Annotated in this window: 20 protein-coding genes; 16 read left to right on the top strand and 4 right to left on the bottom strand. The window is 68.5% G+C overall.

The genetic code is table 11. From position 1 onward, the window contains the following. Positions 1–37 precede the first annotated feature (37 nt). A complete protein-coding gene (gene def / locus LXX_RS07680) occupies positions 38–529 on the top strand; it encodes a peptide deformylase (RefSeq protein WP_011186341.1) in 492 nt (163 codons plus the stop codon). Between the two features lie 137 nt (positions 530–666). On the opposite strand, the gene LXX_RS07675 is transcribed toward def, so the two are convergent. Then, positions 667–2493 carry an AMP-dependent synthetase/ligase gene (locus tag LXX_RS07675; RefSeq protein ID WP_011186340.1) on the bottom strand — a complete coding sequence of 609 codons (1827 nt, stop codon included), beginning with the start codon at positions 2491–2493 and terminating at the stop codon, positions 667–669. Between the two features lie 154 nt (positions 2494–2647). Between LXX_RS07675 and LXX_RS07670 the strand changes: the two genes are divergently transcribed. From LXX_RS07670 to LXX_RS07660, 3 genes are all read left to right on the top strand, one after another. Next, entirely contained in the window at positions 2648–3598 is a 951-nt protein-coding gene (locus LXX_RS07670) for an ROK family glucokinase (RefSeq protein ID WP_041767605.1), read from the top strand. A gap of 42 nt (positions 3599–3640) precedes the next feature. After that, the gene (locus tag LXX_RS07665) at positions 3641–4330 is read left to right on the top strand and encodes a lysophospholipid acyltransferase family protein (protein ID WP_011186338.1); all 690 of its coding nucleotides are present in this window, start codon (positions 3641–3643) and stop codon (positions 4328–4330) included. 140 nt (positions 4331–4470) lie between these two features. After that, entirely contained in the window at positions 4471–5796 is a 1326-nt protein-coding gene (locus LXX_RS07660; protein ID WP_041768363.1) for a class II 3-deoxy-7-phosphoheptulonate synthase, read from the top strand. Positions 5797–5961: 165 nt separating this feature from the next. Here the strand turns inward: LXX_RS07660 and pknB are convergent, their stop codons facing one another. Together pknB and LXX_RS07650 are read right to left on the bottom strand one after the other, a co-directional pair. Then, positions 5962–7863, bottom strand: coding sequence for a Stk1 family PASTA domain-containing Ser/Thr kinase (gene pknB / locus LXX_RS07655; protein ID WP_011186336.1), 1902 nt, complete (start codon positions 7861–7863; stop codon positions 5962–5964). Positions 7864–7948: 85 nt separating this feature from the next. After that, a complete protein-coding gene (locus LXX_RS07650) occupies positions 7949–9010 on the bottom strand; it encodes a LysM peptidoglycan-binding domain-containing protein (protein WP_011186335.1) in 1062 nt (353 codons plus the stop codon). Between the two features lie 149 nt (positions 9011–9159). Between LXX_RS07650 and LXX_RS07645 the strand changes: the two genes are divergently transcribed. After that, a complete protein-coding gene (locus LXX_RS07645; protein ID WP_041767604.1) occupies positions 9160–9501 on the top strand; it encodes an Rv2175c family DNA-binding protein in 342 nt (113 codons plus the stop codon). A 12-nt stretch (positions 9502–9513) separates the two neighbouring features. Here the strand turns inward: LXX_RS07645 and LXX_RS07640 are convergent, their stop codons facing one another. Then, the gene (locus tag LXX_RS07640; protein WP_011186333.1) at positions 9514–10632 is read right to left on the bottom strand and encodes a polyprenyl synthetase family protein; all 1119 of its coding nucleotides are present in this window, start codon (positions 10630–10632) and stop codon (positions 9514–9516) included. Positions 10633–10712: 80 nt separating this feature from the next. Between LXX_RS07640 and LXX_RS07635 the strand changes: the two genes are divergently transcribed. From LXX_RS07635 to LXX_RS07585, 11 genes are all read left to right on the top strand, one after another. Next, positions 10713–11090: a DUF3040 domain-containing protein gene (locus LXX_RS07635; RefSeq protein ID WP_011186332.1), complete on the top strand. Its 378-nt coding sequence runs from the start codon at positions 10713–10715 to the stop codon at positions 11088–11090. A gap of 343 nt (positions 11091–11433) precedes the next feature. Further along, positions 11434–11865 carry a division/cell wall cluster transcriptional repressor MraZ gene (gene mraZ / locus LXX_RS07630; RefSeq protein ID WP_011186331.1) on the top strand — a complete coding sequence of 144 codons (432 nt, stop codon included), beginning with the start codon at positions 11434–11436 and terminating at the stop codon, positions 11863–11865. A gap of 103 nt (positions 11866–11968) precedes the next feature. Further along, positions 11969–12946: a 16S rRNA (cytosine(1402)-N(4))-methyltransferase RsmH gene (rsmH, locus tag LXX_RS07625; protein ID WP_011186330.1), complete on the top strand. Its 978-nt coding sequence runs from the start codon at positions 11969–11971 to the stop codon at positions 12944–12946. Beyond that, positions 12943–13626, top strand: a complete 684-nt coding sequence (locus LXX_RS07620; protein ID WP_223227616.1) for a hypothetical protein — start codon at positions 12943–12945, stop codon at positions 13624–13626. The genes rsmH and LXX_RS07620 overlap by 4 nt, the downstream gene beginning before the upstream one ends. Further along, on the top strand, positions 13626–15392 hold the full coding sequence (locus tag LXX_RS07615; RefSeq protein ID WP_223227615.1) for a peptidoglycan D,D-transpeptidase FtsI family protein: 1767 nt from the start codon (positions 13626–13628) through the stop codon (positions 15390–15392). The genes LXX_RS07620 and LXX_RS07615 overlap by 1 nt, the downstream gene beginning before the upstream one ends. A gap of 11 nt (positions 15393–15403) precedes the next feature. Further along, a complete protein-coding gene (locus LXX_RS07610; protein WP_011186327.1) occupies positions 15404–16948 on the top strand; it encodes a Mur ligase family protein in 1545 nt (514 codons plus the stop codon). Continuing rightward, positions 16949–18376 (top strand): UDP-N-acetylmuramoyl-tripeptide--D-alanyl-D-alanine ligase, encoded by a 1428-nt coding sequence (murF, locus tag LXX_RS07605; protein ID WP_011186326.1) that lies wholly within the window; start codon positions 16949–16951, stop codon positions 18374–18376. Next, positions 18373–19488: a phospho-N-acetylmuramoyl-pentapeptide-transferase gene (gene mraY / locus LXX_RS07600; RefSeq protein WP_011186325.1), complete on the top strand. Its 1116-nt coding sequence runs from the start codon at positions 18373–18375 to the stop codon at positions 19486–19488. Before murF ends, mraY begins: the two co-directional genes overlap by 4 nt. Continuing rightward, positions 19485–21038 carry a UDP-N-acetylmuramoyl-L-alanine--D-glutamate ligase gene (murD, locus tag LXX_RS07595; RefSeq protein WP_011186324.1) on the top strand — a complete coding sequence of 518 codons (1554 nt, stop codon included), beginning with the start codon at positions 19485–19487 and terminating at the stop codon, positions 21036–21038. Before mraY ends, murD begins: the two co-directional genes overlap by 4 nt. Then, complete coding sequence (gene ftsW, locus LXX_RS07590; protein ID WP_011186323.1) at positions 20998–22212, top strand: putative lipid II flippase FtsW; 1215 nt, start codon at positions 20998–21000, stop codon at positions 22210–22212. The genes murD and ftsW overlap by 41 nt, the downstream gene beginning before the upstream one ends. Continuing rightward, a complete protein-coding gene (locus LXX_RS07585) occupies positions 22209–23285 on the top strand; it encodes a UDP-N-acetylglucosamine--N-acetylmuramyl-(pentapeptide) pyrophosphoryl-undecaprenol N-acetylglucosamine transferase (protein ID WP_011186322.1) in 1077 nt (358 codons plus the stop codon). The genes ftsW and LXX_RS07585 overlap by 4 nt, the downstream gene beginning before the upstream one ends. Positions 23286–23305 lie beyond the last annotated feature (20 nt).

Here is a 23305-nt window from a genome sequence, read left to right as displayed (position 1 = left end):
GCTCACGCACCACAGCATCATTCCAAGGGAGACCTCCGTGACCGAACGCCAGATCCGCTTGTTCGGCGACCCCGTGCTCAAGACCCTGTCGGAGCCGGTCGGCGAGCTCGATGAGAGTGTCCGCAGCCTGGTTCAGGATCTGGTGGACACGGTTCTCCCGCCGGGGCGCGCCGGGGTCGCCGCCCCGCAGATCGGCGTGAACCTGCGTGCCTTCAGCTACAACGTGGACGGGGAGGTCGGCTACATCCTCAACCCCGAGCTGGTCGAGGTCTCCGGGGAGCCCGAGCTGGTGGACGAGGGGTGCCTCTCGGTGCCCGGCCTGTGGTTCAAGACCGTACGGTACCCGTTCGCGCGTGTGCGCGGCATCGACCTGGACGGCGCCGAGATCGAACTCTCCGGCACCGGGGTTATGGCGCAGGCCCTCCAGCACGAGACCGATCACCTCGAGGGGAAGCTCTACCTCGACCGTCTGGACAGGGGATCGCGCCGCGAGGCCATGAAGCAGATCCGCGAGTCCGGCTGGTTCTAGACCACCCTGACGTCTGCCGGGGTGTCGAGGGCGACCGCCGCCTCCAGCGGTCGCCGGAGACGGGGAAGCAGGAACGCCCAGACGCGCTCCGCGGCGGACGGCGCACTGCTGTCGATCGATCGCCCAGCCCGGACTGCTCAGTGGGACAGCGAGATCCCCTGGGTCTTCGGGTTGTCGCTGTAGAGTCTGTCGATCACATCGGCGAAATCCGCCAGGATCACGCTGCGCTTGATGCTGAGCTTCGGCGTCAGGTGACCGCTCGCCTCGGTCAGCTCTGTGGCGAGGACGACGAACTTGCGGATGCTCTCCGCTCGGGAGACGCGCGTGTTGGCGGCGTCGATGGCGCGCTGGATCTCCTCGTTGACGGCGGGATTGACGCTCGCCTCGGCGAGGGTCATGTCTCTGTTCTCGCCGTTGTTGGCCAGCCAGACGGGGAGCATCTCGGTGTCGAGGGTGACCAGGGCTGAGATGAACGGTCTCTGGTCGCCGACGACGACGACCTGGCCGACGAGGGGGTGCGCGCGGATCGGGTCCTCGAGCGCGGCCGGGGAGACGTTTTTCCCGCCGGCTGTGACGATCATCTCTTTTTTGCGGCCGGTGATCGTCAGGAAACCGTCTGCGTCGAAGGAGCCCAGATCGCCGGTGCGGAACCAGCCGTCCTCGAACGCTTCCGCCGTCGCTTCTGGGTTCTGCCAGTACTCCTTGAAGACGTTGACACCGCGCACCTGGATCTCGCCGTCGTCCGCGAGCCGCAGGTCGACGCCGGGGAGGCTGGGGCCGACCGTGCCGATTTTGAATGTGCCTGGCCGGTTCACGGTGGCCGGGGCTGTGGTCTCGGTGAGGCCGTAGCCCTCCAGGATCTTGATGCCGAGACTGTGGAAGAAGTGGCCCAGGTGGGACCCGAGCGGAGCCGACCCCGACACGGCGTAGATCACGCGGCCGCCCATCGCAGCGCGCAGTTTGGAGAACACGAGCCGGTCGTACAGTGCGAACTTGACTTTGAGGCCGAACGGCACCCTCCCGGTCTCGACCGCCCGGGAGTGTTCGAACGCGACTTCAGCGGCGGCGCGGAAGATCTTGCCGTGCCCGCTGGCCTCCGCTTTCTGCTCGGCCGAGTTGTACACCTTCTCGAACACGCGCGGCACGGCCAGGAGGAACGTCGGTTTGAAACTTGCGAGCGCCGGCAGCAGCTGCTTCGTGTCCGCCTGGTGCCCGACCTTCACACCCGCGGTCACGCAGAGCACGGAGATGAACCGCGCGAAGACGTGCGCGGTGGTGATGAAGAGGAGGGTGGAGGCACCCGGCTGCTTGACGACCTCCTGCAGAGCCTCGGCCGAATTCCGCGCGAGTTCCACGAAGTTCGAGTGCGTCAGCACGCACCCCTTCGGGCGGCCGGTCGAGCCGGAGGTGTAGATCAGCGTCCCGATGTCCTCGCCGCGGGCGAGGTTCCGGCGCCGCTCGATCTCCTCGTCCGGGACGGCGGCGCCGGTGGTGGCGAGCTTGCCGAGGTCGCCGAGGTGCAACTGCCAGAAGTTCTGGACGAGGGGGAGGTCGGCGTGTACTTCGTCAAAACGGGAGAACATCTCCGCGTTCTCCAGGATGATGGTGTTCGCGCCCGAGTCCGCCATGTTCCACTGGATCTGCGCGGGGGAGGAGGTCTCGTAGATCGGGACCAGCACGGCGCCGGCGAACCAGACAGCGAAGTCGATGAGCGACCACTCGTAGCGCGTTTTGCACATGAGGCCGATCTTGTCGCCCGGCTGCACGCCGGCGGCGGCGAGGCCCTTGGCCAGTTCGACCACCTGACGGTGGAACTCGGCGGCCGTCACATCCGTCCAGCTCGCACCGTTGGGCAGGCTGAAGAGCGCGGCGTCCGGGGTGGCCTGCACCCGCTGCACGAGCAGATCGGTCGCGTTGGCCTCGGGGTCGGCGGGGACGAGAGCGGGTGTCTCTGACAGGTTCATGGCAGCTCCCTCGACACCGGGTGGGCTTTCCGGCCGAATGGCTTCGGCCGCGGGCGGTTAATGACACTCTATTAATGACACTCTAGAGGATGCGCCGGTCTCTCGGGACTGGCCCGCCCCATCCTTTCGTCCCCTTTCATTGGAGTGCTCGCTTATGCACGCGATCGGCATCGACGTCGGCGGGACCAAGATCGCCGGCGCTGTCGTCGACGAGCTCGGCGCGATCGTCCGCGAGGACAGGGTGCCCACCGACGCCACCCGGCCCGAGGAGATCGAGAACGCCGTCGTCGCGATGATCCAGCGGCTGTCGGACGGACCGGAGCGGATCGTCGGCGCGGGCGTCGCCGCCGCCGGTTTCGTCGACGCCGGGCAGTCGATCGTCTACTACGCGCCCAACATCAGCTGGCGCTCTGAGCCCGTCCGGGAGAAGCTCGAGAAGCGTATCGACCTCCCCGTGATCATCGAGAACGATGCGAACGCGGCGGGATGGGCCGAGTTCCGCTACGGTGCCGGCCGCCTGGTGAGCGACATGGTGATTCTGACCATCGGCACCGGGGTGGGCGGTGCGATCGTGAGCGACGACCGGCTCTTCCGCGGCGGCTTCGGCGCGGGCGCCGAGATCGGCCATATGCGCGTCGTCCCGGGTGGCCGGCCCTGTGGCTGCGGCGCGCGCGGCTGCATCGAGCAGTACGGTTCCGGCCGGGCTCTGCAGCGGATCGCGGGCGAGCTAGCCGACGCCGGTGGCATCGGCCAGGCGCTCGCCGATGTCCGCCAGCGCAAGGGCTCGCTCGGCGGAGCGGACATCTCCGAGCTGATCAGGGCCGGTGACGCGGGCGCCCTCGCGGCCCTCCGGCAGCTGGGCGACTGGCTCGGCCAGGCCTGCGCCAGTCTCGGCGCTATCCTGGACCCGCAGCTCTTCGCCTTCGGCGGCGGCGTCGCGCAGGCGGGAGAGCTGCTGCTCGAGCCGATCCGGCTGGCCTACCTCGAGAATCTCCCCGCGCGCGGCTACCACCCGGAGCCCGAGTTCCGCATCGCCGAGCTCGTCAACGATGCCGGTGTGGTCGGCGCCGCCGACCTCGCCCGCCTGTACGCCGCCTCGCTGTGACGACGTCGCGGGGGAGCGCTCCGCGGGTTAGGCTTTCGATCGATGTTCTACTGGTTGTTGAAGTACGTCATAGCAGGGCCGCTCTTGCGCGGCGTGTTCCGCCCCTGGGTCGTCGGGCTCGAGAACGTCCCGAAGGACGGCGCGGTGATCCTCGCGAGCAACCACCTGTCGTTCATCGACTCGGTCTTCCTGCCCATCGTCGTCGACCGGCATGTCTCGTTTCTCGCCAAGAGCGATTACTTCACGCGCCGCGGTCTCAAGGGCTGGGCGACGAAGGCGTTCATGACCGCCACCGGCCAGCTCCCCATCGACCGCTCCGGCGGCAAAGCGTCGGAGGCGTCCCTCAACACCGGCCTCGCCGTCCTCGCGCGCGGCGAGATCCTTGGCATCTACCCGGAGGGCACGCGGAGCCCGGACGGCAAGCTCTACCGCGGCCGCACCGGCGCGGCCCGGATGATCCTGGAGGCCGGAGTGCCGGTCGTCCCGGTCGCGATGGTGGACACTGCCGAGATCATGCCCATCGGCAAGCGGCTGCCCAAGTTCGGCCGCATCGGCATCGTCATCGGCGAGCCGCTCGACTTCTCGCGCTTCGACGGGATGGAGGGCGACCGTTTCATCCTGCGTTCGGTCACCGACGAGATCATGTACGTGCTGCAGGGTCTCGGCGACCAGGAGTACGCGGATGTGTACGCCAGCACCGTGAAAGAGAAGCGCGCGGCTCCCTCCGCCTGAGTGGACCGGTCTCCGCGGTCACGCGGATCACGCACCCTGCTCCGCGCGATAGGCTTGGTAGTCAATCCATCCACGTCTATTGAGCGGAAGAAACAGTGCTGCAGACCACAGACCCCGTCGTCACCCCGGGCGAGTCCGTGATGGAGGGCCTGGACTATTGGCGCACGCTGCCGATCAAACAGCAGCCGGAGTGGCCGGACAAAGATGCGGTGACGGCGGTTTCGGCTGAGCTCGCCACCCTGCCGCCTCTCGTCTTCGCCGGTGAGGTGGACCAGCTGCGCACCCGGCTCGCGCGCGCGGCCGAAGGCAACGCTTTCCTGCTCCAGGGCGGCGACTGCGCTGAGAAATTCGCGGACGCGACCGCCGACCAGATCCGCAACCGGGTGAAAACGGTGCTGCAGATGGCGGTCGTGCTCACCTATGGCGCGTCCGTGCCCGTCATCAAGATGGGGCGCATGGCGGGGCAGTTCGCCAAACCGCGCTCCAGCGACACCGAGACGCGGGGGGAGGTCACGCTTCCCGCCTACCGTGGTGACATCGTCAACGGGTACGACTTCACTCCGGAGTCGCGCCAGGCCGACCCACGCCGGCTCGTCCAGGGCTACCACATGGCCGCCTCGACGCTGAACCTCATCCGCGCGTTCACGCAGGGGGGGTTCGCCGACTTGCGTCAGGTACACAGCTGGAACAGGGGTTTCGCGGCGAACCCGGCCAACCAGCGTTACGAGGGCTTGGCCCGTGAGATCGACCGCGCCATCAAGTTTATGGAGGCTGCCGGCGCGGATTTCGACGAGCTCAAGCGCGTCGAGTTCTACTCTAGCCACGAGGCGCTCCTCATGGACTATGAGCGCCCGATGACGCGCATCGACTCCCGCACCGGCACGCCGTACAACACATCGGCGCACTTCGTGTGGATTGGTGAGCGCACCCGTGATCTGGACGGCGCGCATGTCGACTTCCTCTCCCGCGTTCGTAACCCGATCGGCGTCAAGCTCGGACCGACCACCTCGCCGGACGATATGCTGCGCCTGATCGACAAGCTCGATCCGGAGCGCGAGCCCGGCCGCCTGACTTTCGTCACACGGATGGGAGCGGGCAGGGTCCGGGAGGCGCTTCCGCCACTCCTCGAAGCCATCAAGCGCTCCGACGCCTGCCCGCTCTGGGTCACCGACCCGATGCACGGCAATGGCCTCACCACCCCGACTGGCTACAAGACGCGCCGCTTCGAGGACGTCGTGGATGAGGTCAAGGGCTTCTTCGAGGCTCACCGGGCGGCCGGGACCAACCCCGGCGGCATCCACGTCGAACTCACGGGAGACGATGTCACGGAGTGCCTGGGCGGCTCCGAGCACATCGACGAAGCGACCCTGGCCACCCGCTACGAGTCGCTGTGCGATCCCCGCCTCAACCACATGCAGTCGCTAGAGCTGGCTTTCCTGGTCGCGGAAGAGCTCAGCCAGCCCTGACCCGTTTCGCCCGCCCCGGGCTCCCGGCCCAAAGGCGAGGAGATCCGGCCCATCCAGGCCCGGATCTCCTCGCCTTTCCTCCCACCCTGTCAGGATCGGCTCGGGGAGGGGGCTGTGCGAGCAGGACGGGGACGCACCTCCTGCGCTGTGGTTGTGCGGGAAAGGTTAGAAGCTGGCGAAGTTGACGGTGACGGTGGAACCCTTGTCGGCCTGGGTTCCGGCGTCCGGGCTGATCTTGGAGACGACGAACGCGCCCGGGAGAAGATCGGCGGCAGTGGAGTACTTGAGAGCGAAGCCGGCCTCGGTGAGGGTCTTCTTGGCTTTGTCCCAGGTTTGGCCGACCACGTCCGGAACAGGGACCGGTTCGGGGCCTTTCGATGTCTTCAGGGCGACGGTGTCGCCCGGACGGACAACCGCGGCCTGGGGTTGCGCGGAGATCACGTCGCCCTTTGCGATGGTCTCGCTGTAGCTTTCCGGCCCGGCGACGACCACGAGGCCCGCCTTGTGCAGGAGTGCGGTGGCGCTCTCCACAGACTTCCCCGCGACATCCGGAACGGGACCGACCGACACCACGAGATCGACGGATGCCGCCTCGAAGTACGGTCCCCCGCCGGAGATGTCGCCGCCATCGGAGGTTTTCGTCGCAGAGATGACGGTTCCGGAGTGTACCTTGCCGTCGAATTGCTCGGCGATGGTTCCCACCTTCGCCCCGACGCCGGTGATCGCGGCCTTCGCTGTGTCGAGGGGGTGCCCGGCGAGCGGCGGGATGGTGACCGGCTTCGGGCCCTGGGAGACGCGCAGCGTCACGGTCGAGCCACGCCCGGCCGGCGTCTCGGCCACCGGAACGGTGCTCGAGACCTGCCCGGCGGGCACGGTCACGCTGTATTCCTGCGCCTGTTTGGTCCGGAATCCGAGCTCGGTGAGCTTGGCGGCGGCGGCGGCCGGTGTCTTGCTGACGACGTTCGGCACGGTGACGAGCGAGCCGGGACCGGCGCCGAAGTACCATCCGGTGCCGCCGGCCAGCCCCGCGAGCAGGATGACGAGCGCGAACAGCCACCAGCCCTTCGCCCGGCGGCGTGCGGAGGCGGCACTCAGCCGGTCGGTGGCGCTGGGCGCGCTGGCGGCGACCTGCTGGCGGATAGCCGGGTTGATGATCTGGGTTTCGCCCTCCGCCGCTTCAAACGCTGGTGGCAGCACCATCGTCAGCTGAAGGGCCGCTTCGCCGCGAAGGGACTTCTCGGCCTCGACGAGTCGGTCGAACAGCTCGCGAGCGTCCTTGGGGCGGCGGTCTGGGTCCTTCTCGGTCGCCCACTGTACGAGATCGTCGAGCTCGGCAGGCACGGCCGGATTTTTGCCGCTCGGCGTCGGGACCGCGTCGTTGGCGTGCTGATAGGCGATCTGCATCGGCTGCTCGCCCTGGAAGGGCTGCTCGCCGGTCAGCATCTCGTACATCATGATCCCGAGCGCGTAGATGTCGCTGCGCGCGTCCGCGACGCCGCGAGTGACGAGCTCGGGCGAGAGGTAGGCGATTGTGCCGAGGAGCGCCTGGCCGGTGGCGGTGTTCGCGCTCGCGGCGCGGGCGAGGCCGAAATCGCCGATCTTGATGCGCCCGTCGTCGGCGAGCAGCACGTTCTCGGGTTTCAGGTCGCGGTGGACGATGCCCGCCTTATGGGCGGCGACGAGCCCGCTCAGCACCGCCTCCATGATGTCGATAGTCTGCTCGGGCGTGAGCTTGCCGTAGTCCTTGAGCAGATCGCGGAGCGTGATCCCGGGCAAGTACTCCATGACCAGATACGCCATATCGGAGTCTTGGCCCTGGTCGAAGACATTGACCACGTTCGGGTGCGCGAGGCGCGCGGCCGAGCGGGCCTCCTGAACGAAGCGGTTCTTGAAGGTGGTGTCGTCGGCCAGGTGGCCGTGCATCACCTTGATCGCCACGCGGCGCTCGAGGCGTAGATCTGTGGCGAGGTAGACCGTGGCCATCCCGCCGCGCGCGATCCGCGAGCGCACCTGGTAGCGGCCGTCGATCAGACGGCCGATCAGGGGATCGGTCTGGCTCGTGGTCACGGATCGAGTCTAAGGAACGGTGCATGCATGAGTCCTGCAAAACACCGGTGGAAGCGAGGGCTGTGATCCGGCTGTGACATTCCGCTCAGCCCAGCTGGGCGAGCCAGCTCCGTGCGTATGCCTCCCATTTGGCGTAGGCGTCGGGGTGTGCGGAGAGCTGTACGGCCTGTGCAGCCTGTGTGACGCTCATGGAGGTCCATCCGGGGATGTCGAGCAGGCCGCGCGTCTTCCCCGTGTTGGGGTTCCCACGGCCGCCGAAGAAGGCGTGGGTGGCGTGGTCGGCGTCGAGCACCTGGGCCGGGGTGCCCCAGCCGGTGCTCGGGCGCTGCTGGAACAGCCCGAGCGAGTCGCGGTCGCCGTGGCGGATGTTGCGCAGACCCGACTCCTGTGCGGCAGCGGCCAGCGTGATCACGATGCCCTGGTCGCTGACGCCCTCGGCGCGGCCGATCCGTACGATGAGCTCTGCGTTTGCGCGCATCTCATCGCTGAGCGGGATGGCCCGGCCGGCCGCCGCCGAGGCGTTCGGCGTCGCGCTGGGCTGGCTCACCGTCTGTGGGACAGCCGGAGCCTGCGTCGGTGCGGTGACGGCAGCAGCGTTCGCGCCGAGCACAGTTGCGGTCTTCACTCCGAATCGTGCGGCGATGCCGCTGAGGGTGTCTCCGCGCACGACTTCGTACTTCATCGCTTCCGCTGAGCGCTCCGGCGTCGGTACGGTCGCCGGAGCCGCTGCGCCGCTGAGCGCGAGCAGCTGCCCCGGGAAGATCAGGCTTTTCCAGGAGAGCCCGTTGAGCGCGAGCACGCTCGCCGTCGAGAGGCCGAAGCGCGCGGCGATGCCGGAGACCGTGTCGCCCTCGTGTACGCGGTAGCTCGCCGGCGCGGCGTCGAAGGCGGTCTGGGCCGGTGCTGCCGCGGCAGCTGCCTCCGCAGGGATGACAGAGGTCACCGTGTCGTGCGCGCCTGTGCCGCCGCGCTCGTCCTCGCCCTCCTGGGGCGCTTTGTCGCGTGATCGCTCGGCCGGCGGCACGGGCAGAGCCTGCGCGGGGGCGATCAGTCCCACCGTGACGGCGATGGACCCCGCCACCGCGATCGGCACGCGCCCCAAGACGCGCCCGAGCAAGTGGCTCGCTGTGTTCTCGGTCGGCGACATCGTGACCCCCAGAAGAGTGGCATGGCGGCTTCAACGCTGCCACAAGCTGGGCAGGGAGTCAATTGCTGTGACAGATGTGAAAAGCGTTTGCATAACCGTAACATCGGGTGCGCTTCGTGCGAACCGTCCGGGCGTGGCACGCTTGTGGTGTGAACGAGCAAGCCCAGGCCATCGAGTGGCTGACCGTCCCCGACCTCGTCGAACAGCTGGGGGTCGGCGTCAGCCGGGTGCGCCGGCTCATCGAAGACAACCATCTCGGCGCCAAGCGTATCGACGGTGTCCTGAAGGTCCCTGCCGTCTTTCTCCGCGACGGCGAGCCGCTGTGCGAGCTGCGTGGGACGCTCATCCTGCTCGGCGACGACGGCTTCGGGAACGAGGAGGCCGTCGACTGGCTGCTGGCCGAGGAAGACAGCCTCGGCGCGTCGCCGATCGAAGCGCTGCGCGCTGGCCGCAAGGCCGAGGTGCGCCGGGTCGCGCAGGCGCTGGCGTAGCGGCCCCGGTTCTCAGGCCGTGCGCCGGGTGACCGTCACAGCCAGGGTGCGCAGCTGAGCCTTCGCGGACTCGCCGATCGGCGCCGTCTCGAGCGCTGCGATCGCCCGCCCCACGCTGTCGGCGATCATTCGCTCCACTTTCTCCACCGCGCCGGACTGGCGGATGGTGAGCTGCAGAGTCTCGATCTGTCCCGGTGTCAGGTCCGGGTCGCCAAGAAGTTCGTCGAGTGTGGCACGGGCGCCCGCCGGGAGCGCTTCGCGGGTGAGCGCGATCAGGACGGTCCGCTTGCCCTCGCGGAGGTCGTCACCGCTCGGCTTGCCTGTGACGGCGGCGTCCCCGAACACGCCGAGGAGATCGTCCCGCAACTGGTAGGCGATCCCGAGGGGGAGCCCGAATCCGCCCAGGGCGTCGAGCTGCCCGACGTTCGCTCCGGCGAGACTGGCCCCGATGAGAAGCGGCGACTCGATGGAGTACTTAGCCGATTTGTAGACGATCACGCGCTCGGCGCGGGCGAGCTGGTCGGCATCGTGCCGGCCGGCCCAGCCGATCTCCTCGAAGAGGTCGAGGTACTGCCCGGCGGTCACGTCGATGCGCATCCGGTTGAACTCCGCGCGGGCCGCTCGGCGTGCGGCCGGGCTCACGGTCTGCCCGATCCCCTCCTCGAACAGTTCGTCGCTCAGGATGAGCAGGAGATCGCCGAGGAGCGTCGCGGCGCCCGTGCCGAAACTCTTCCCGCACCCCGACCACTTTTCGCTGTCGTGGAGGCTCTCGAACCGCCGATGCACGCTCGGCGCACCGCGCCGTGTGTCGGAGTTGTCGATGAGATCGTCGTGGACCAGTGCGGCGGCGTGGAAGAGCTCCAGGGCGCTTGCTACGGAGACGACGGCATCCAGCGGCCCGCCGGCCGTGACCGTCTCGTCAGTAGCGTCTTCGCCCGATGTGCGCACCGCTTGCCAGCCCCAGAAGCAGAAAAGCGCCCGGAATCTCTTGCCACCGCTGAGAAAGTCCCTCGAAAACTCTGCAATGGGCGAGAGCTCTTCGGCGATGGAGACGAGAATGGATGCACGTGCATCGAGGAATCCATCGAGCCTGGACTGAATGAGGTCGACGAATCGAATGCTTTCTGACACACGCCTAGCCTAGTCAGAGCCCATACAGCTACAATCAGCCACACAACGTCTCGAACCCGTGAAAAAGAGGGGGATTCCGGATGCCGCTTTCGGAACACGAGCAGCGCCTCCTCGAAGAGATGGAGCGCAGTCTCTACCAGAACGACGCTGATTTCGTCGCGAAGGTCGGCGGAAAGCGCGCTCGCCCTGCCTACCGTTCGATCGTTCTCGGGGTGCTCGTGGCCGTGGCGGGGGTCGCGGTGCTGGTCACCGGCGTCTTCGTTCAGCAGCCCGTCGTCGGCCTTCTGGGCTTCGTCGTGATGTTCGCGGGCGTGCTTCTTGCCATCGCCCCCGGAAAGCGCATCGCCGTCGACCCGGATGCGCCCGCGCAGACCCCGGGGAAGCCGGTGCGCAATCAGAGCGGGTTCATGGACCGCCTGAACGACCGCTGGGACAAGCGCAACGACGGTCCGGGCTGAGCCGAACGACCGTAATTCCTGTGTGAGGCCCGCCACTGGCGGGCCTTTCCCGTGTCCGCCCCGCTCTCCTCCACAACGTTCCCCTCCACAACGCTCCCCTCCACAACGCTCCCTTCCGTCCAGCCTCAGGACCGATCTTTCCGATCGGTCCTTTTTGCGCCTCTTTCCCGGCTCCTTCATGGAGGACTCCTCCATTTTCCTCCACCCCTGATTTCGCTGGAATTATCGAGAATAATTCCCCCCTAACGGGGCAATATTCCAAGATTGCCTGAATTTGTGGATGGAAGTGGAGTAAAGTGGAGCCGCACCGCAACCTTGGCCGGGAGAGGGGGAGTGGAATCCGATGTTCCTCGGTACCTACGCCCCGAAGCTGGATGAAAAGGGGCGCATCATCCTGCCGGCCAAGTTCCGGGAGGAACTCGCGTCCGGACTCGTGCTCACCCGCGGTCAGGAGCACTGCGTCTACGTCTTCTCGCAGCGTGAGTTCCAATCGCTCCACGAGAAGATCCGGCAAGCGCCGGTGACGAGCAAACAAGCCCGCGACTATCTGCGCGTCTTCCTCTCGGGAGCGAGCGCGGAGGTCCCGGACAAGCAGAACCGGGTGACGGTCCCGCCAGCGCTCCGTTCGTACGCGGGCCTCGATCGCGACCTGGTCGTGATCGGCGCAGGGAGCCGCGCGGAGATCTGGGACGCCGAAGCGTGGGAGACCTACCTGGCCAAGCAGGAAGCAGCATTCGCGAACACAGAAGAGGAGGTGATTCCGGGACTGTTCTAGCGCCTGGCGCCGGACTCCCAGCCATCCCGACCTGACACCACTTCCCCGGTGTCAGGTCGGGATGGATGGGGATCGGACGCCAGGGGCCGGACCGGAGAAGACGATGAGCGACGACATCCACGGCGACATCCACCTCCCGGTGCTCCTCGAGCGCTGCATCGAACTGCTGGCGCCCGCGCTGCAGGAGCCCGGTGCGGTGATCGTCGACGCCACGCTCGGGATGGGCGGGCACTCGGCCGGCATTCTCGCCCGCTTCCCGCAGGCGACGTTGGTCGGGCTCGACCGCGACCCGGATGCGCTCGCGATCGCGGGGGAGCGGCTGGCCCGCTTCGGCGACCGCGTCCACCTGGTGCATACCGTCTACGACGGCATCCGCGAGGCGCTCGACGGGCTCGGCATCGCTGAGGTGCAGGGCGTGCTGTTCGACCTCGGTGTCTCGTCCCTCCAGCTGGACCGGGTGGAGCGCGGCTTCTCGTACTCGAAGGATGCGCCGCTCGACATGAGGATGGACGGCACCAGCGACCTGACCGCCGAGCGCGTCCTCGCGGAGTACCCCGAAGCGGACCTGCGCCGCATCTTCCGGGATTACGGCGAGGAGAAGCTGGCCGCCCGGTATGCGCAGCGCATTGTGGCGGCACGGCAGCAGGGGCCGATCACCCGCTCGGGTGAACTGGTCCACCTCCTTCAGCGGGCGACGCCGGCGGCCATTGCGCGGCAGGGCCACCCGGCCAAGCGTGTGTTCCAGGCGCTACGCATCGAGGTGAACCAGGAGCTCGCGGTGCTGGAACGCGCCCTCCCGGCGGCGGTCGACGCCCTGGCCGTCGGTGGCCGCCTCGTCGTGGAGTCGTACCAATCGCTCGAGGACCGCATCGTCAAGCGGGAGTTGCAGACTCGCTCCCGTTCCAGCGCACCCGCGGGGCTTCCGGTGGAGCTGCCGGAGCACCGGCCCGAGCTGAGACTGCTGATTCGCGGCGCCGAGCTGGCGGACGACGACGAGAAGGCCGCCAACCCGCGGGCCGCTCCCGTCCGCTTGCGGGCGGCCGAGCGGACCAGGGCGTCTGAGGATCGGAGGGGCTCATGAGCACGAACCTGGTGGGGAGTCGCCGCCGGCCGACCGTTCTCTGGAGCGGGGGGCCGGTCGGCGTGAGTCAGGCGGCGACGGCAGCGGTGCTGCCGGAGCGGGAGGAACGACACGAGCGAGCCGGGCGGGATCGCCGGGTCCACCTCGAAATCGTCAGCACCCGGAGCCAGCGCCGGGCCCGGCCGCGCGCGCTGTACGCGGTGATCGCGGTCTCTGCGCTGCTCGCGATCGTGGTGGTCCAGCTGCTCCTCAGCATCGGGATCTCGCAGGGCGCGTACCAGCTGGGTTCGCTGCAGTCGAAGCAGACGGAGTTGCAACGGTCGTACCAGGCGGCCTCCGAGGACCTCGCCCGGCTCGCCTCTCCGCAGAACCTCGCCGCGAACGCGAACGCGCTCGGCATGGTCAGCAACAGCAACCCGGCCTACCTCCGGCTGTCGGACGGGGCGGTGCTCGGGGCGCCGCTCGCAGCGACGGGTGCGGCCGGCACGGTCACCGGGGCTCAGAGCAATCTGGTTCCGAACGCGCAGTTGCAGGGCGTCCCGCCGGTGACCGCTCGGGGCCTGCCGCAGAGCGCGACGGCGCAAGCTGGGAATTCCGCAAGCGGGGGTGCGGCATCCACGCGGACCGAGACTCCGTCCGTACCGTTGGAAGGAGCGTTGCCGACACCGGTGACGCACTGATGGGGAAGAACGGTAGCCGCGGAATGTCCGACAAGAAGACGCTCCGGCGCCGCACCGCACTCACTGCTGTCGGCGTCGCCGTGTCGGTGATGATCCTGGGCGGCAAGCTGGTGGACATCCAGGTGGTGAACGCCGAGGCACTGCAGAAGAAGTCGGAGAGCGCCAAGGAAGACTCGACGACGCTGTACGGCGATCGCGGGGACATCGTGGACGACTCCGGCAAGGTCCTCGCCACGACGATCTACACCTACACGGCTCAGGCCTCCCCGTCGGACGCCGTCGCCAAAGGCCGCGAGCGGATGGTGCAGGCGGCAGCGAAGATCGGCGCGATCACGGGCCAGGGCGGCGACGCTGTCGTCGCCCTGTTCGACGAGGCCCTCAAGGAGAATCCGAAGTCGAAGTACGTCCTGATCAAGAGCGGGATGGGCGTCACCACCTTCGACAAGCTCGACAAGCTTCCGTATCCCTGGCTCACCTTCACTAAGACGCAGGCCCGCAGCTACCCGAACGGCGCGGTCGCGGGGAATCTGCTCGGCTATGTCTCGCAGAGCGGCAACGGTGGCCTGGAAGCGAGCGAGAATTCCTGCCTCGCCGGGCAGAATGGCGTTCAGACGTACCAGCGCGGCGCCGACGGCGTGGCCATCCCGGGCAGCACTGTGGTGCAGAAGGCCACCAAAGACGGCGGAACGGTGAGACTCACGATCGACAGCGATCTGGAGTGGTTCGCCGAGCAGACGCTGGCCCAGCAGGTGCGGGCGACCGGCTCGACGTTCGGTTTCGTCACGGTCGCGGAGGCGAAGACCGGCAAGATCAAGGCAGTCGCGCAGTATCCGTCGCTGGACCCGAACAACATCTCGGCGACGGACCCGTCGTACTGGAATCTGCTGCCGTTCACCGACCCCTACGAGCCGGGTTCGACGTTCAAGGCGCTGACCGCGGCCATGCTGATCGACCAGGGCAAGGCCAGCCCCACCTCGCAGGTGCTCGCCCCCTACGAATGGAAGTCGGGCAACGGCGCGGACCTGCACGACTCGGGCTACCACGCCCCGCTCCGGCTGACGCTGACCGGCGTGCTCATGATGTCCTCCAACACCGGCATGTCGCAGCTCGGCCGGGCGCTGAGCGACCAGACCCGCTACGACTATCTCAAGAAGTTCGGCATCGGTGAGGACACCGGTCTGCCCTACCCCGGGCAGTCGGACGGCATCCTGCGCCCGGTGGGGGACTGGGACGACCAGACCAAGTACGCGACCATGTTCGGCCAGGGCGTCTCGGCCACGCAGCTGCAGATGGTCGGCGCGTATCAGGCGCTCGCCAACGGCGGCGCCCGCATCCCGCTCACGATGGTCGAGAGCTGTACGCAGCCCGACGGCAAAGAGAAGACCCTCCCGAAGCCGCAGCCGGTGCCGGTCGTCTCGCCCCAGGCCGCCGCCACGACGCTCGGGATGATGGAGTCGGTGGTGACCAAGGGCGAGCTCAAGAGGCAGCTCCAGATCCCCGGCTACCGCGTCGCGGCGAAGACGGGAACCGCCCAGCAGCCGGACGGGAAGGGGGGCTATCTGCCCTCGTACTACGTCTCCGTGATGGGCATCGCGCCGCTCGACGATCCTCAGTACGTGGTTTCGGTCAACCTCGGATACCCGACTACCATTACTTCATCGGCAGCAGCCGCTCCGCTGTTCCACACGATCATGAGTCAGGTGCTGAAGACTTACCGGGTGAAGCCCTCGACGTCGGGCCCGGCCGACTATCCTCCGTATTACTGAAAGTGAGCCCCGTGACAGGACCGGCGCCCTCCGCTCTGCGCCCTGAGCATCCCGTCGCCCGCCCGCTCGCCCAGCTGGTCGCGCTCTTCGGGCTCGATGTCCGGGGTGACCTCGACGGTGTCGAGGTCACCGGGGCGGCTCTCGCGAGTTCCGCCGTCGAGCCCGGCGATCTCTACGTCGGCGTCCCCGGCCGGAACGCCCACGGCGCGGCCTACGCCGCCGCCGCCGCCGAGGCTGGCGCTGTCGCCGTGCTCACCGACGGGGACGGCGCGGACCTCGCTGCCGCTGCGGGCCTCCCGATCGTCGTCACCGCCGACCCCCGGGCGGCGCTCGGCGCCGTCGCGGCCTGGATACACCGCACCGAGGACAATGCGGCGACGCTGTTCGGCGTCACCGGCACGAACGGCAAGACGAGCGTCGTCTACCTGCTGTACGCGATCCTGGGCCAGCTCGGAATCGTCGCCGGACTCACCTCGACGGCCGAGCGCAGGATCGGCGAGCACGCCATCACGAGTACACTCACCACGCCCGAGGCCACCGAGCTGCACGCCCTCCTTGCCCGGATGCGCGAGGAAGGCGTGCGCGCTGCGGCGATCGAGGTCTCGGCGCAGGCGCTGAGCCGCCACCGGGTCGATGGGATCGAATTCGACGTGGCCGGTTTCACCAACCTCAGCCACGACCACCTCGACGACTACACGGCGATGCCGGACTACTTCGCCGCGAAGCTGGAGCTGTTTCAGCCGGACCGCGCCCGTCGCGGTGTCGTGACAGTGGACTCCGAGTGGGGGCACAGGCTCGTCGAGCAATCGCGCATCCCGGTCACGACGCTCTCGAGCGTGGCGGGATCGGAGGCCGACTGGAGAGTGACCGTCCTTGAGGAGACCCTGGCCCGCACCGCGTTCGCACTGGAGGGCCCCGGGGGACGCCTGCTGGAGACGAGTGTGCCTCTCCTTGGCGCCTACAACGCCTCGAACGCGGCGCTTGCGATCGTGATGCTGGTGGAGTCGGGCTACGATCTCGACGCCATCGGCGCCGCGCTCGAGCGCGACGGCGGCATCGACGCCTACATCCCGGGCCGCGCCGAGCGTCTCTCCGGCGACCGCGGTCCCGTCGTCTTCATCGACTACGGCCACACTCCTGACGCCTTCTCCTCGACGCTCGCGGCGCTGCGCCGCGTGACCGCGGGCAGGATCGTCATGGTCTTCGGCGCAGACGGGGACCGCGACATCACCAAGCGCGCCGAGATGGGCGCCATCGCGGCCCGCGGCGCGGACGCCGTGGTGATCACCGACTTCCACCCACGCTGGGAGGATCCGGCCACGATTCGCGCCGCCCTTCTCGAGGGGGCGCGGAACGCCGTCCCGGAGCGCGATCTGTACGAGGTCCCCGACCCGCGCACCGCCTTCCGCACCGCGCTTTCCCTCGCCGGTGAGGGGGACGTGGTGCTGTACGCCGGCCCCGGACACGAGGATTACCAGGAAGCGGCGGGCGAGCGCATCCCCTATTCCGCGCGCGACGACGCCCGTCTCGCGCTGCGAGAGGCCGGGTGGCTGTAGATGATCGCGCTCACTCTGTCCGAGATCGCCGCCGCGACCCGCGGGCGTCTCCTCCTCGAGGGCACGGACGCCACACCGCGTACCGTCGTGGACGGCCTCTCCACCACCGATTCGCGCGAGGTGGTCCCCGGCTCGATCTTCTTCGCGAAGCCCGGCGAGACGACAGACGGCCATCTGTTCGTGCCGCAGGCCCTCGACTCTGGCGCCGCGCTCGTCGTGGTGGACCGCGAACTCGACGTCGCCGGGCCGCAGCTGGTGGTGGAAGACACCGTCGTGGCCCTCGGCGAACTCGCGGCCGACGTCATCGCCCGTGTCCGCGCCCTCGGGAACCTCCGGATCGTCGGGATCACCGGCTCGAACGGCAAGACCACGACCAAGAACCTGCTGCGCGCCATCCTGGAACAGAGCGGCCCGACCATCGCCCCGCGCGCCTCGTTCAACAATGAGGTCGGGGCGCCGGTGACGATGCTCGAGGTCTCCGAGAGGACGCAGTACCTCGTCGCCGAGATGAGCGCGAGTGGCATCGGAGAGATCGCCCGGCTGGTGGGCATGGCGCGGCCCGACATCGGCATCGTGCTCAAGGTCGGCCTCGCGCACGCCGGCGAGTTCGGCGGGATCGAGAAGACTCTCGCTGCGAAGACGGAGATGGTCAGCGACCTGCTGGAGTCGGATGTCGCCGTCCTGAACCTGGACGATCCGCGGGTGGCGTCGATGGCTGACAAGACCGCGGCCCATGTGCTGTGGTTCGGACTGGACGACCGCGCCGCGGTTCGGGCCAGCGACATCCGCTCGACCTCGCGTGGCACCTCCTTCGTTCTGCGCCTGCCCGGTGCGGACGGGGGCGACGCTGCATCGCGCCCGGTCCGGTTCCACGTGCTCGGGGAGCATCACGTCATGAACGCGCTGGCGGCGGCGGCGGCGGCCCACACGCTCGGTATCGGCATCGACCGCATCGTGGGAGGGCTAGAGGCGGTCCAGCGCGCCGAGCGCTGGCGGATGGAGGTCCTGGGCGGCGCGGGCGGCGTGACCGTGATCAACGACGCCTACAACGCCAGCCCCGATTCGATGTCGGCTGCTCTGAAGACGCTCGCGCAGATCGCCGGGCCGGGGGAGCGGACCATCGCCGTCCTCGGCGAGATGAGCGAGCTCGGCGAGTTCTCGGGCGAGGAGCACGACCGGGTCGGACTGCTCGCGGTCCGTCTCGGCATCGACCAGCTCGTCGTCGTCGGCCCCCCGGCTCGCCGGATGCACATCACCGCGATCAACGAGGGCTCCTGGGATGGTGAGTCGCTCTACTTCGAAAGCCAGGACGCGGCCTACGACCACCTGAAGGAAACGTTGCGCGCCGGGGACACCGTGCTCGTCAAGTCCTCCAACTCCGCCGGCTTGCGATTCCTCGGCGACCGACTGGGAGAATTGTTCTCGTGAGAGCCCTGCTGACCTCCGGCGCACTGTCGATGGCGTTCACGCTTTTCCTGACACCGGTCTTCATCCGGCTGTTCCGCCGCCTGCAGTGGGGCCAGTTCATCCGCGACGACGGCCCGCAGAGCCACCACGCCAAGCGCGGCACCGCCACGATGGGCGGCATTGTCGTCATCCTCGGCACGCTCTTCGGCTACTTCGTCGCGCTTCTCCTCACCGGAGACGAGACGAGCGTGTCGGCGCTGCTCGTCCTCTTCCTCATGGTCGGGCTCGGCACCGTCGGCTTCGTCGACGACTTCCTGAAGACCCGCCGCGAGCGGAGTCTGGGGCTCACCGGCTGGGCGAAGGTCGCCGGCCAGGTGTTGGTCGCGACCGTGTGGGCGCTCCTGGTGATCATGTTCCCGAACGGGCGTGGCGCCACACCGGCCACGATGAGCGTCTCGTTCATCCGTGACCTGCCGGGTCTCGACTTCGCCAACATCACCCGCTTCGGTGCGATCGGCGTGATGGTCGGCTACGGGCTGTATCTGATCTGGATCAACTTCATCGTCGCCGCCGCCTCGAACGGCGTGAACGTGACCGATGGGCTGGACGGTCTCGCCTCCGGAGCGAGCATCCTCGCCATCGGCGCCTACATCATCATCGGGTTCTGGCAGTCCATCCAGTCCTGCGCGAGCTCGACGCTCAACCCCGAGAACCTGTCCAAGTGCTATGACGTTCGCGATCCGTTCGACCTCGCGGTGGTCGCGACCGCGATCGTCGGCGCGGTCGTCGGCTTCCTGTGGTGGAACACCTCGCCCGCGCAGATCTTTCCCGGGGACACCGGCTCGCTGGCCCTCGGCGGCGCCGTCGCCGCGCTGGCGATCCTGAGCCACACCGAGTTGCTGCTGGTCCTGATCGGCGGCCTGTTCGCCATCGAGGCCGGTTCGGTGATCGTTCAGCGGGCGTACTTCAAGCTCACGCATGGCCGCCGCATCTTCCTGATGAGCCCGATCCACCACCACTTCGAGCTGAAGGGCTGGGCCGAGGTCACCGTGGTGGCCCGATTCTGGATCGTGGGCGGACTGCTGGTGGCCGCCGGCGTCGGAACCTTCTACCTCGAATGGCTCGCCACATGACCGCATCGGAGGAGCGTCTCGCCGCTCTGACCAGCTGGCACGCCGACTGGTCGGGCCTGCGGGTCGTGGTGTACGGGCTCGGAGTGACCGGATTCTCCGTCGCGGACACCCTGGCCGAGCTGGGCGCGTCCGTGCTCGTCGTCGCGTCCCGGGCGGACCACGAGCGCGCGATGCTCCTGGACGTCATCGGCGCGGAGCTGCTGCTGCAGGCCGATCTGAGCGCACCGCCGGAGAGGCTGACCGCGTTCGGCCCCGAGCTGATCGTGGTCTCCCCGGGCTTCCACGCGGACCACCCGCTGCTGCTCTGGGCGGACCAGCAGGGCATCCCGGTCTGGGGCGACATCGAACTGGCGTGGCGGCTGCGTGACAAGACGGCCCCTCCGGGCAGCGGAAACAGCCCGGCCGACTGGATCTGCGTCACGGGCACCAATGGCAAGACCACGACCGTGCAGCTCACCGCGACCATGCTGCTCGCGGGCGGCTCCCGCGTCGCGCCGTGCGGTAACATCGGCGTCGCCGTGCTCGACGCGATCCGCGATCCGCAGGGCTTCGATGTCCTCGTGGTCGAGCTGTCGAGCTATCAGCTGCACTGGATCAACCGCAACGCCGGGGGCGAGGTCTCGCCGTACGCAGCCGCCTGCCTCAACATCGCGGACGACCACCTCGACTGGCACGGCTCGCTCGAGGCGTATGCCGCCGCGAAGGCGAAGGTCTACGAGAACGCGCAGGTTGCCTGCGTGTACAACCGGGCGGATGAGGCCACTCTGCGGATGGTGGAGGAAACGGAGGTCGTGGAGGGCGCCCGCGCGATCGGCTTCGGCCTCGATGTGCCCGGCCCGAGCGACTTCGGGATCGTGGACGGCATCCTGTGCGATCGCGCCTTCCTGGACGATCGCCTCCACAGTGCGATCGAGCTCACCACGCTTGAGGAGCTGCGCGAGGCCGGCCTGGCCGCCCCGCATATCGTGGCCAACATTCTGGCCGCGAGTGCGCTCGCCCGCGCCTACGGTGTCGAGCCCTGGGTGGTCCGGGATGTGCTCAGCGCCTTCCGTCTGGACGCGCACCGCATCGAGCTGGTGCGCATCGAGGCCGGGGTCAGCTGGGTGGACGATTCGAAAGCCACCAATCCGCACGCCGCGGATGCATCGCTGCGGGCCTACCCGTCGGTGGTCTGGGTGGTCGGCGGGCTGTTCAAGGGCGTGGACCTCGATGGTCTGGTGAAGAGGCACGCCGCGCGTCTTCGCGGTGCAGTGCTCATCGGCGCCGATCGAGACCTGCTGCGTTCCGCATTCCAGCGACACGCCCCTGGGCTCCCCGTGGTTGAGGTGGACGCCGACGAGACTGAGCACGTCATGCCGACGGCGGTCCGGCTGGCCGCCGCTCTCGTCCGAGACGGGGACACGGTCTTGCTGGCACCGGCGGCGGCGTCGATGGATCAGTTCTCCGACTATGCAGAGCGCGGGCGTCTCTTCCAGGCGGCCGTCAACGAATACTTGGGAGGTGGGGCGGATGACGGCAGCTCCGCCTCGCGTCCCGGCTCCGGCGGCTGAGCCCGCGTCCCGGCTATCGGGCATCGTCTCCCGAATCTCCCTGGGACGGTCGGCCTCGAGTGAGTCCGCCGACTATTTCCTGCTGCTCGGCACGACCCTGTTCATGGTGGTGTTCGGCCTGGTCATGGTGCTCTCGTCGTCGGCCGTGGAGTCCCACAACGACACCGACAACTTCTTCTCGCGGTTCTGGTCGCAGGGCGCGTATGCGCTCATCGGGCTCCCGCTCATGTTCCTCGTCTCGCGGCTATCGGCCCGCTTCTGGCGCAAGACGATCTGGTTCTTCCTGGCCGCGGCCTGCTTCCTGCAGTTCCTCGTTCTCGTGACGCCCCTCGGCGTCGAGATCGGCGGCAACCGCAACTGGCTGCGCATCGGCTCGCAGACCGTGCAGCCCTCGGAGGCGATCAAAATCGCCCTGGTGGTCTGGCTCGGGGTGGTGCTCGCCCGCAAAGCCGATCGGCTGAGCGACTGGCGGCACGTCGCCATCCCGGTCCTCCCCGTCGCGGGCGGTGCGATCGGGCTGGTGGTGCTCGGCGGCGACCTCGGGACGACCATGGTCATGGCCGGGTTCGTGCTTGGGGGCATGTACTTCGCCGGTGTCCGGCTGCGGTATTTGTTCGTGGGGGTGGTGGGGATCGGAATTCTGGCGTTCTTCGTCGCGACCTCCAGCGCCAGCCGCCTCGGCCGCATCGCCGCGCTGTTCGGCGGTTCCAGCGCGGCGAACCCCGATGTCAACTGGCAGATCGACAACGGCTTCTACGCGCTCGCCTCCGGTGGTGTCGTCGGCGTCGGCCTCGGCAACTCGCACTCGAAGTGGTCCTGGCTGCCGGCGGCCGACACCGACTTCATCTTCGCGATCATCGGCGAGGAATTGGGCCTCATCGGCGCGGTCGTCGCCCTCTTGCTCTTCGTGGTCCTGGCCTTCGTGTTCCTGCGCATCATCCAGGCCTCCGCCGATCCGTTCGCGTGGGTGACCACGGCGGCGATCATGGTCTGGCTGATCGGGCAGGCGTTCGTGAACATCGCGGTGGTCCTCGGTGTCATCCCCGTGCTCGGCGTCCCGCTCCCACTGATCTCCGCGGGTGGGACTGCCATGATCAGTTCTATGATCGCGATCGGAATCGTCCTCTCCTTCGCCCGCCAGAACGCCCGCGCCGCGAAGGGTGCGGCCGAGTGACCGCCTACCTGCTGGCCGGCGGCGGCACCGCCGGCCATGTGAACCCCCTGCTCGCCGTCGCCGACCGCCTGCGCCGTGACGACCCCGCCGCCGAGGTGCTCGTGTTGGGGACCGCGGAGGGCCTGGAGGCACGCCTGGTTCCTGCCCGCGGCTACGAGCTGGCGACCATCCCGAGGCTCCCGTTCCCGCGCCGCCCCAACGCTGCCGCGGTGCGCTTCCCGGGGGAGTACCGGCGCTCGGTCCGCGCGGTCGGCGAACTGATTCGCGCGCGTGGAATCGCCGCCGTGGTCGGCTTCGGCGGGTACGCGGCTGCGCCGGCGTACTCCGCCGCGCGCAAAGCGGCCGTGCCGCTCATCCTCCACGAGGCCAACGCCCGGCCCGGTCTCGCCAGCCGGCTGGGCGCCCGATACACGCCGTGGGTGGGTGTCGCCTTCGAGGGCACGAGGCTTCCGCACGCGCGGTTCGTCGGAATGCCGCTGCGTCCGGAGATCGAGGAGCTCGACCGGGTCGCCGCGCGTCCGGCCGCGCTGGCCGAATTCGGCCTTGCCGCCGACCGGCCGACCTTGCTCGTCACAGGTGGCTCTCTCGGCGCGCGCCGGATCAATCAGACGATTGCCGCCCGGGCCGTCCGGCTGACGGAGGCCGGCTGGCAGGTGTTGCACATTCAGGGCGGTCGTGGGGAACTGAGCGACCCCGGCCTCCCGCACTACCGGCTGCTCGGCTACTGCGACCGGATGGATCTGGCGCTCGCGCTCGCCGATTTCGCTGTCGCGCGAGCGGGCGCCGCGACCCTGTGCGAGTTCGCGGCCCTCGGCGTCCCCGCCGTGTACGTGCCGTTTCCGATCGGCAATGGGGAGCAGCGCCACAACGCGGCCGGTGTGGTCGCGGCTGGCGGTGGCGTCCTGGTCGACGACGCTGGTTTCCTCCCCGCCTGGGTGGACGCGCAGCTGCTCCCGCTGCTGGCCGACCGTGCCCGTGTGGCTGAGATGGCGGAGCGCGCGGCGAGTGTCGGCGTCCGCGATGGCTCCGACCGTGTGGTGGCGCTCATCCGGACCGGGCTCTCGGCGGCTTAGCGTCATAATGGTGTGAGTTC

The sequence above is a fragment of the Leifsonia xyli subsp. xyli str. CTCB07 genome (genome assembly GCF_000007665.1).
In the GTDB taxonomy this organism is placed as follows: domain Bacteria; phylum Actinomycetota; class Actinomycetes; order Actinomycetales; family Microbacteriaceae; genus Leifsonia; species Leifsonia xyli_C.
This window is presented reverse-complemented; position numbering and strand designations above follow the sequence as displayed.

Coding starts and splice junctions, on each gene's coding strand:
- ftsW (WP_011186323.1), top strand. CDS start 20,998: ATGACGGCAGCTCCGCCTCGCGTCCCGGCTCCGGCGGCTGAGCCCGCG.
- murD (WP_011186324.1), top strand. CDS start 19,485: ATGACCGCATCGGAGGAGCGTCTCGCCGCTCTGACCAGCTGGCACGCC.
- LXX_RS07660 (WP_041768363.1), top strand. CDS start 4,471: ATGGAGGGCCTGGACTATTGGCGCACGCTGCCGATCAAACAGCAGCCG.
- LXX_RS07620 (WP_223227616.1), top strand. CDS start 12,943: ATGAGCACGAACCTGGTGGGGAGTCGCCGCCGGCCGACCGTTCTCTGG.
- LXX_RS07675 (WP_011186340.1), bottom strand. CDS start 2,493: ATGAACCTGTCAGAGACACCCGCTCTCGTCCCCGCCGACCCCGAGGCC.
- murF (WP_011186326.1), top strand. CDS start 16,949: ATGATCGCGCTCACTCTGTCCGAGATCGCCGCCGCGACCCGCGGGCGT.
- rsmH (WP_011186330.1), top strand. CDS start 11,969: ATGAGCGACGACATCCACGGCGACATCCACCTCCCGGTGCTCCTCGAG.
- LXX_RS07670 (WP_041767605.1), top strand. CDS start 2,648: ATGCACGCGATCGGCATCGACGTCGGCGGGACCAAGATCGCCGGCGCT.
- LXX_RS07615 (WP_223227615.1), top strand. CDS start 13,626: ATGGGGAAGAACGGTAGCCGCGGAATGTCCGACAAGAAGACGCTCCGG.
- LXX_RS07635 (WP_011186332.1), top strand. CDS start 10,713: ATGCCGCTTTCGGAACACGAGCAGCGCCTCCTCGAAGAGATGGAGCGC.
- LXX_RS07665 (WP_011186338.1), top strand. CDS start 3,641: ATGTTCTACTGGTTGTTGAAGTACGTCATAGCAGGGCCGCTCTTGCGC.
- mraZ (WP_011186331.1), top strand. CDS start 11,434: ATGTTCCTCGGTACCTACGCCCCGAAGCTGGATGAAAAGGGGCGCATC.
- LXX_RS07650 (WP_011186335.1), bottom strand. CDS start 9,010: ATGTCGCCGACCGAGAACACAGCGAGCCACTTGCTCGGGCGCGTCTTG.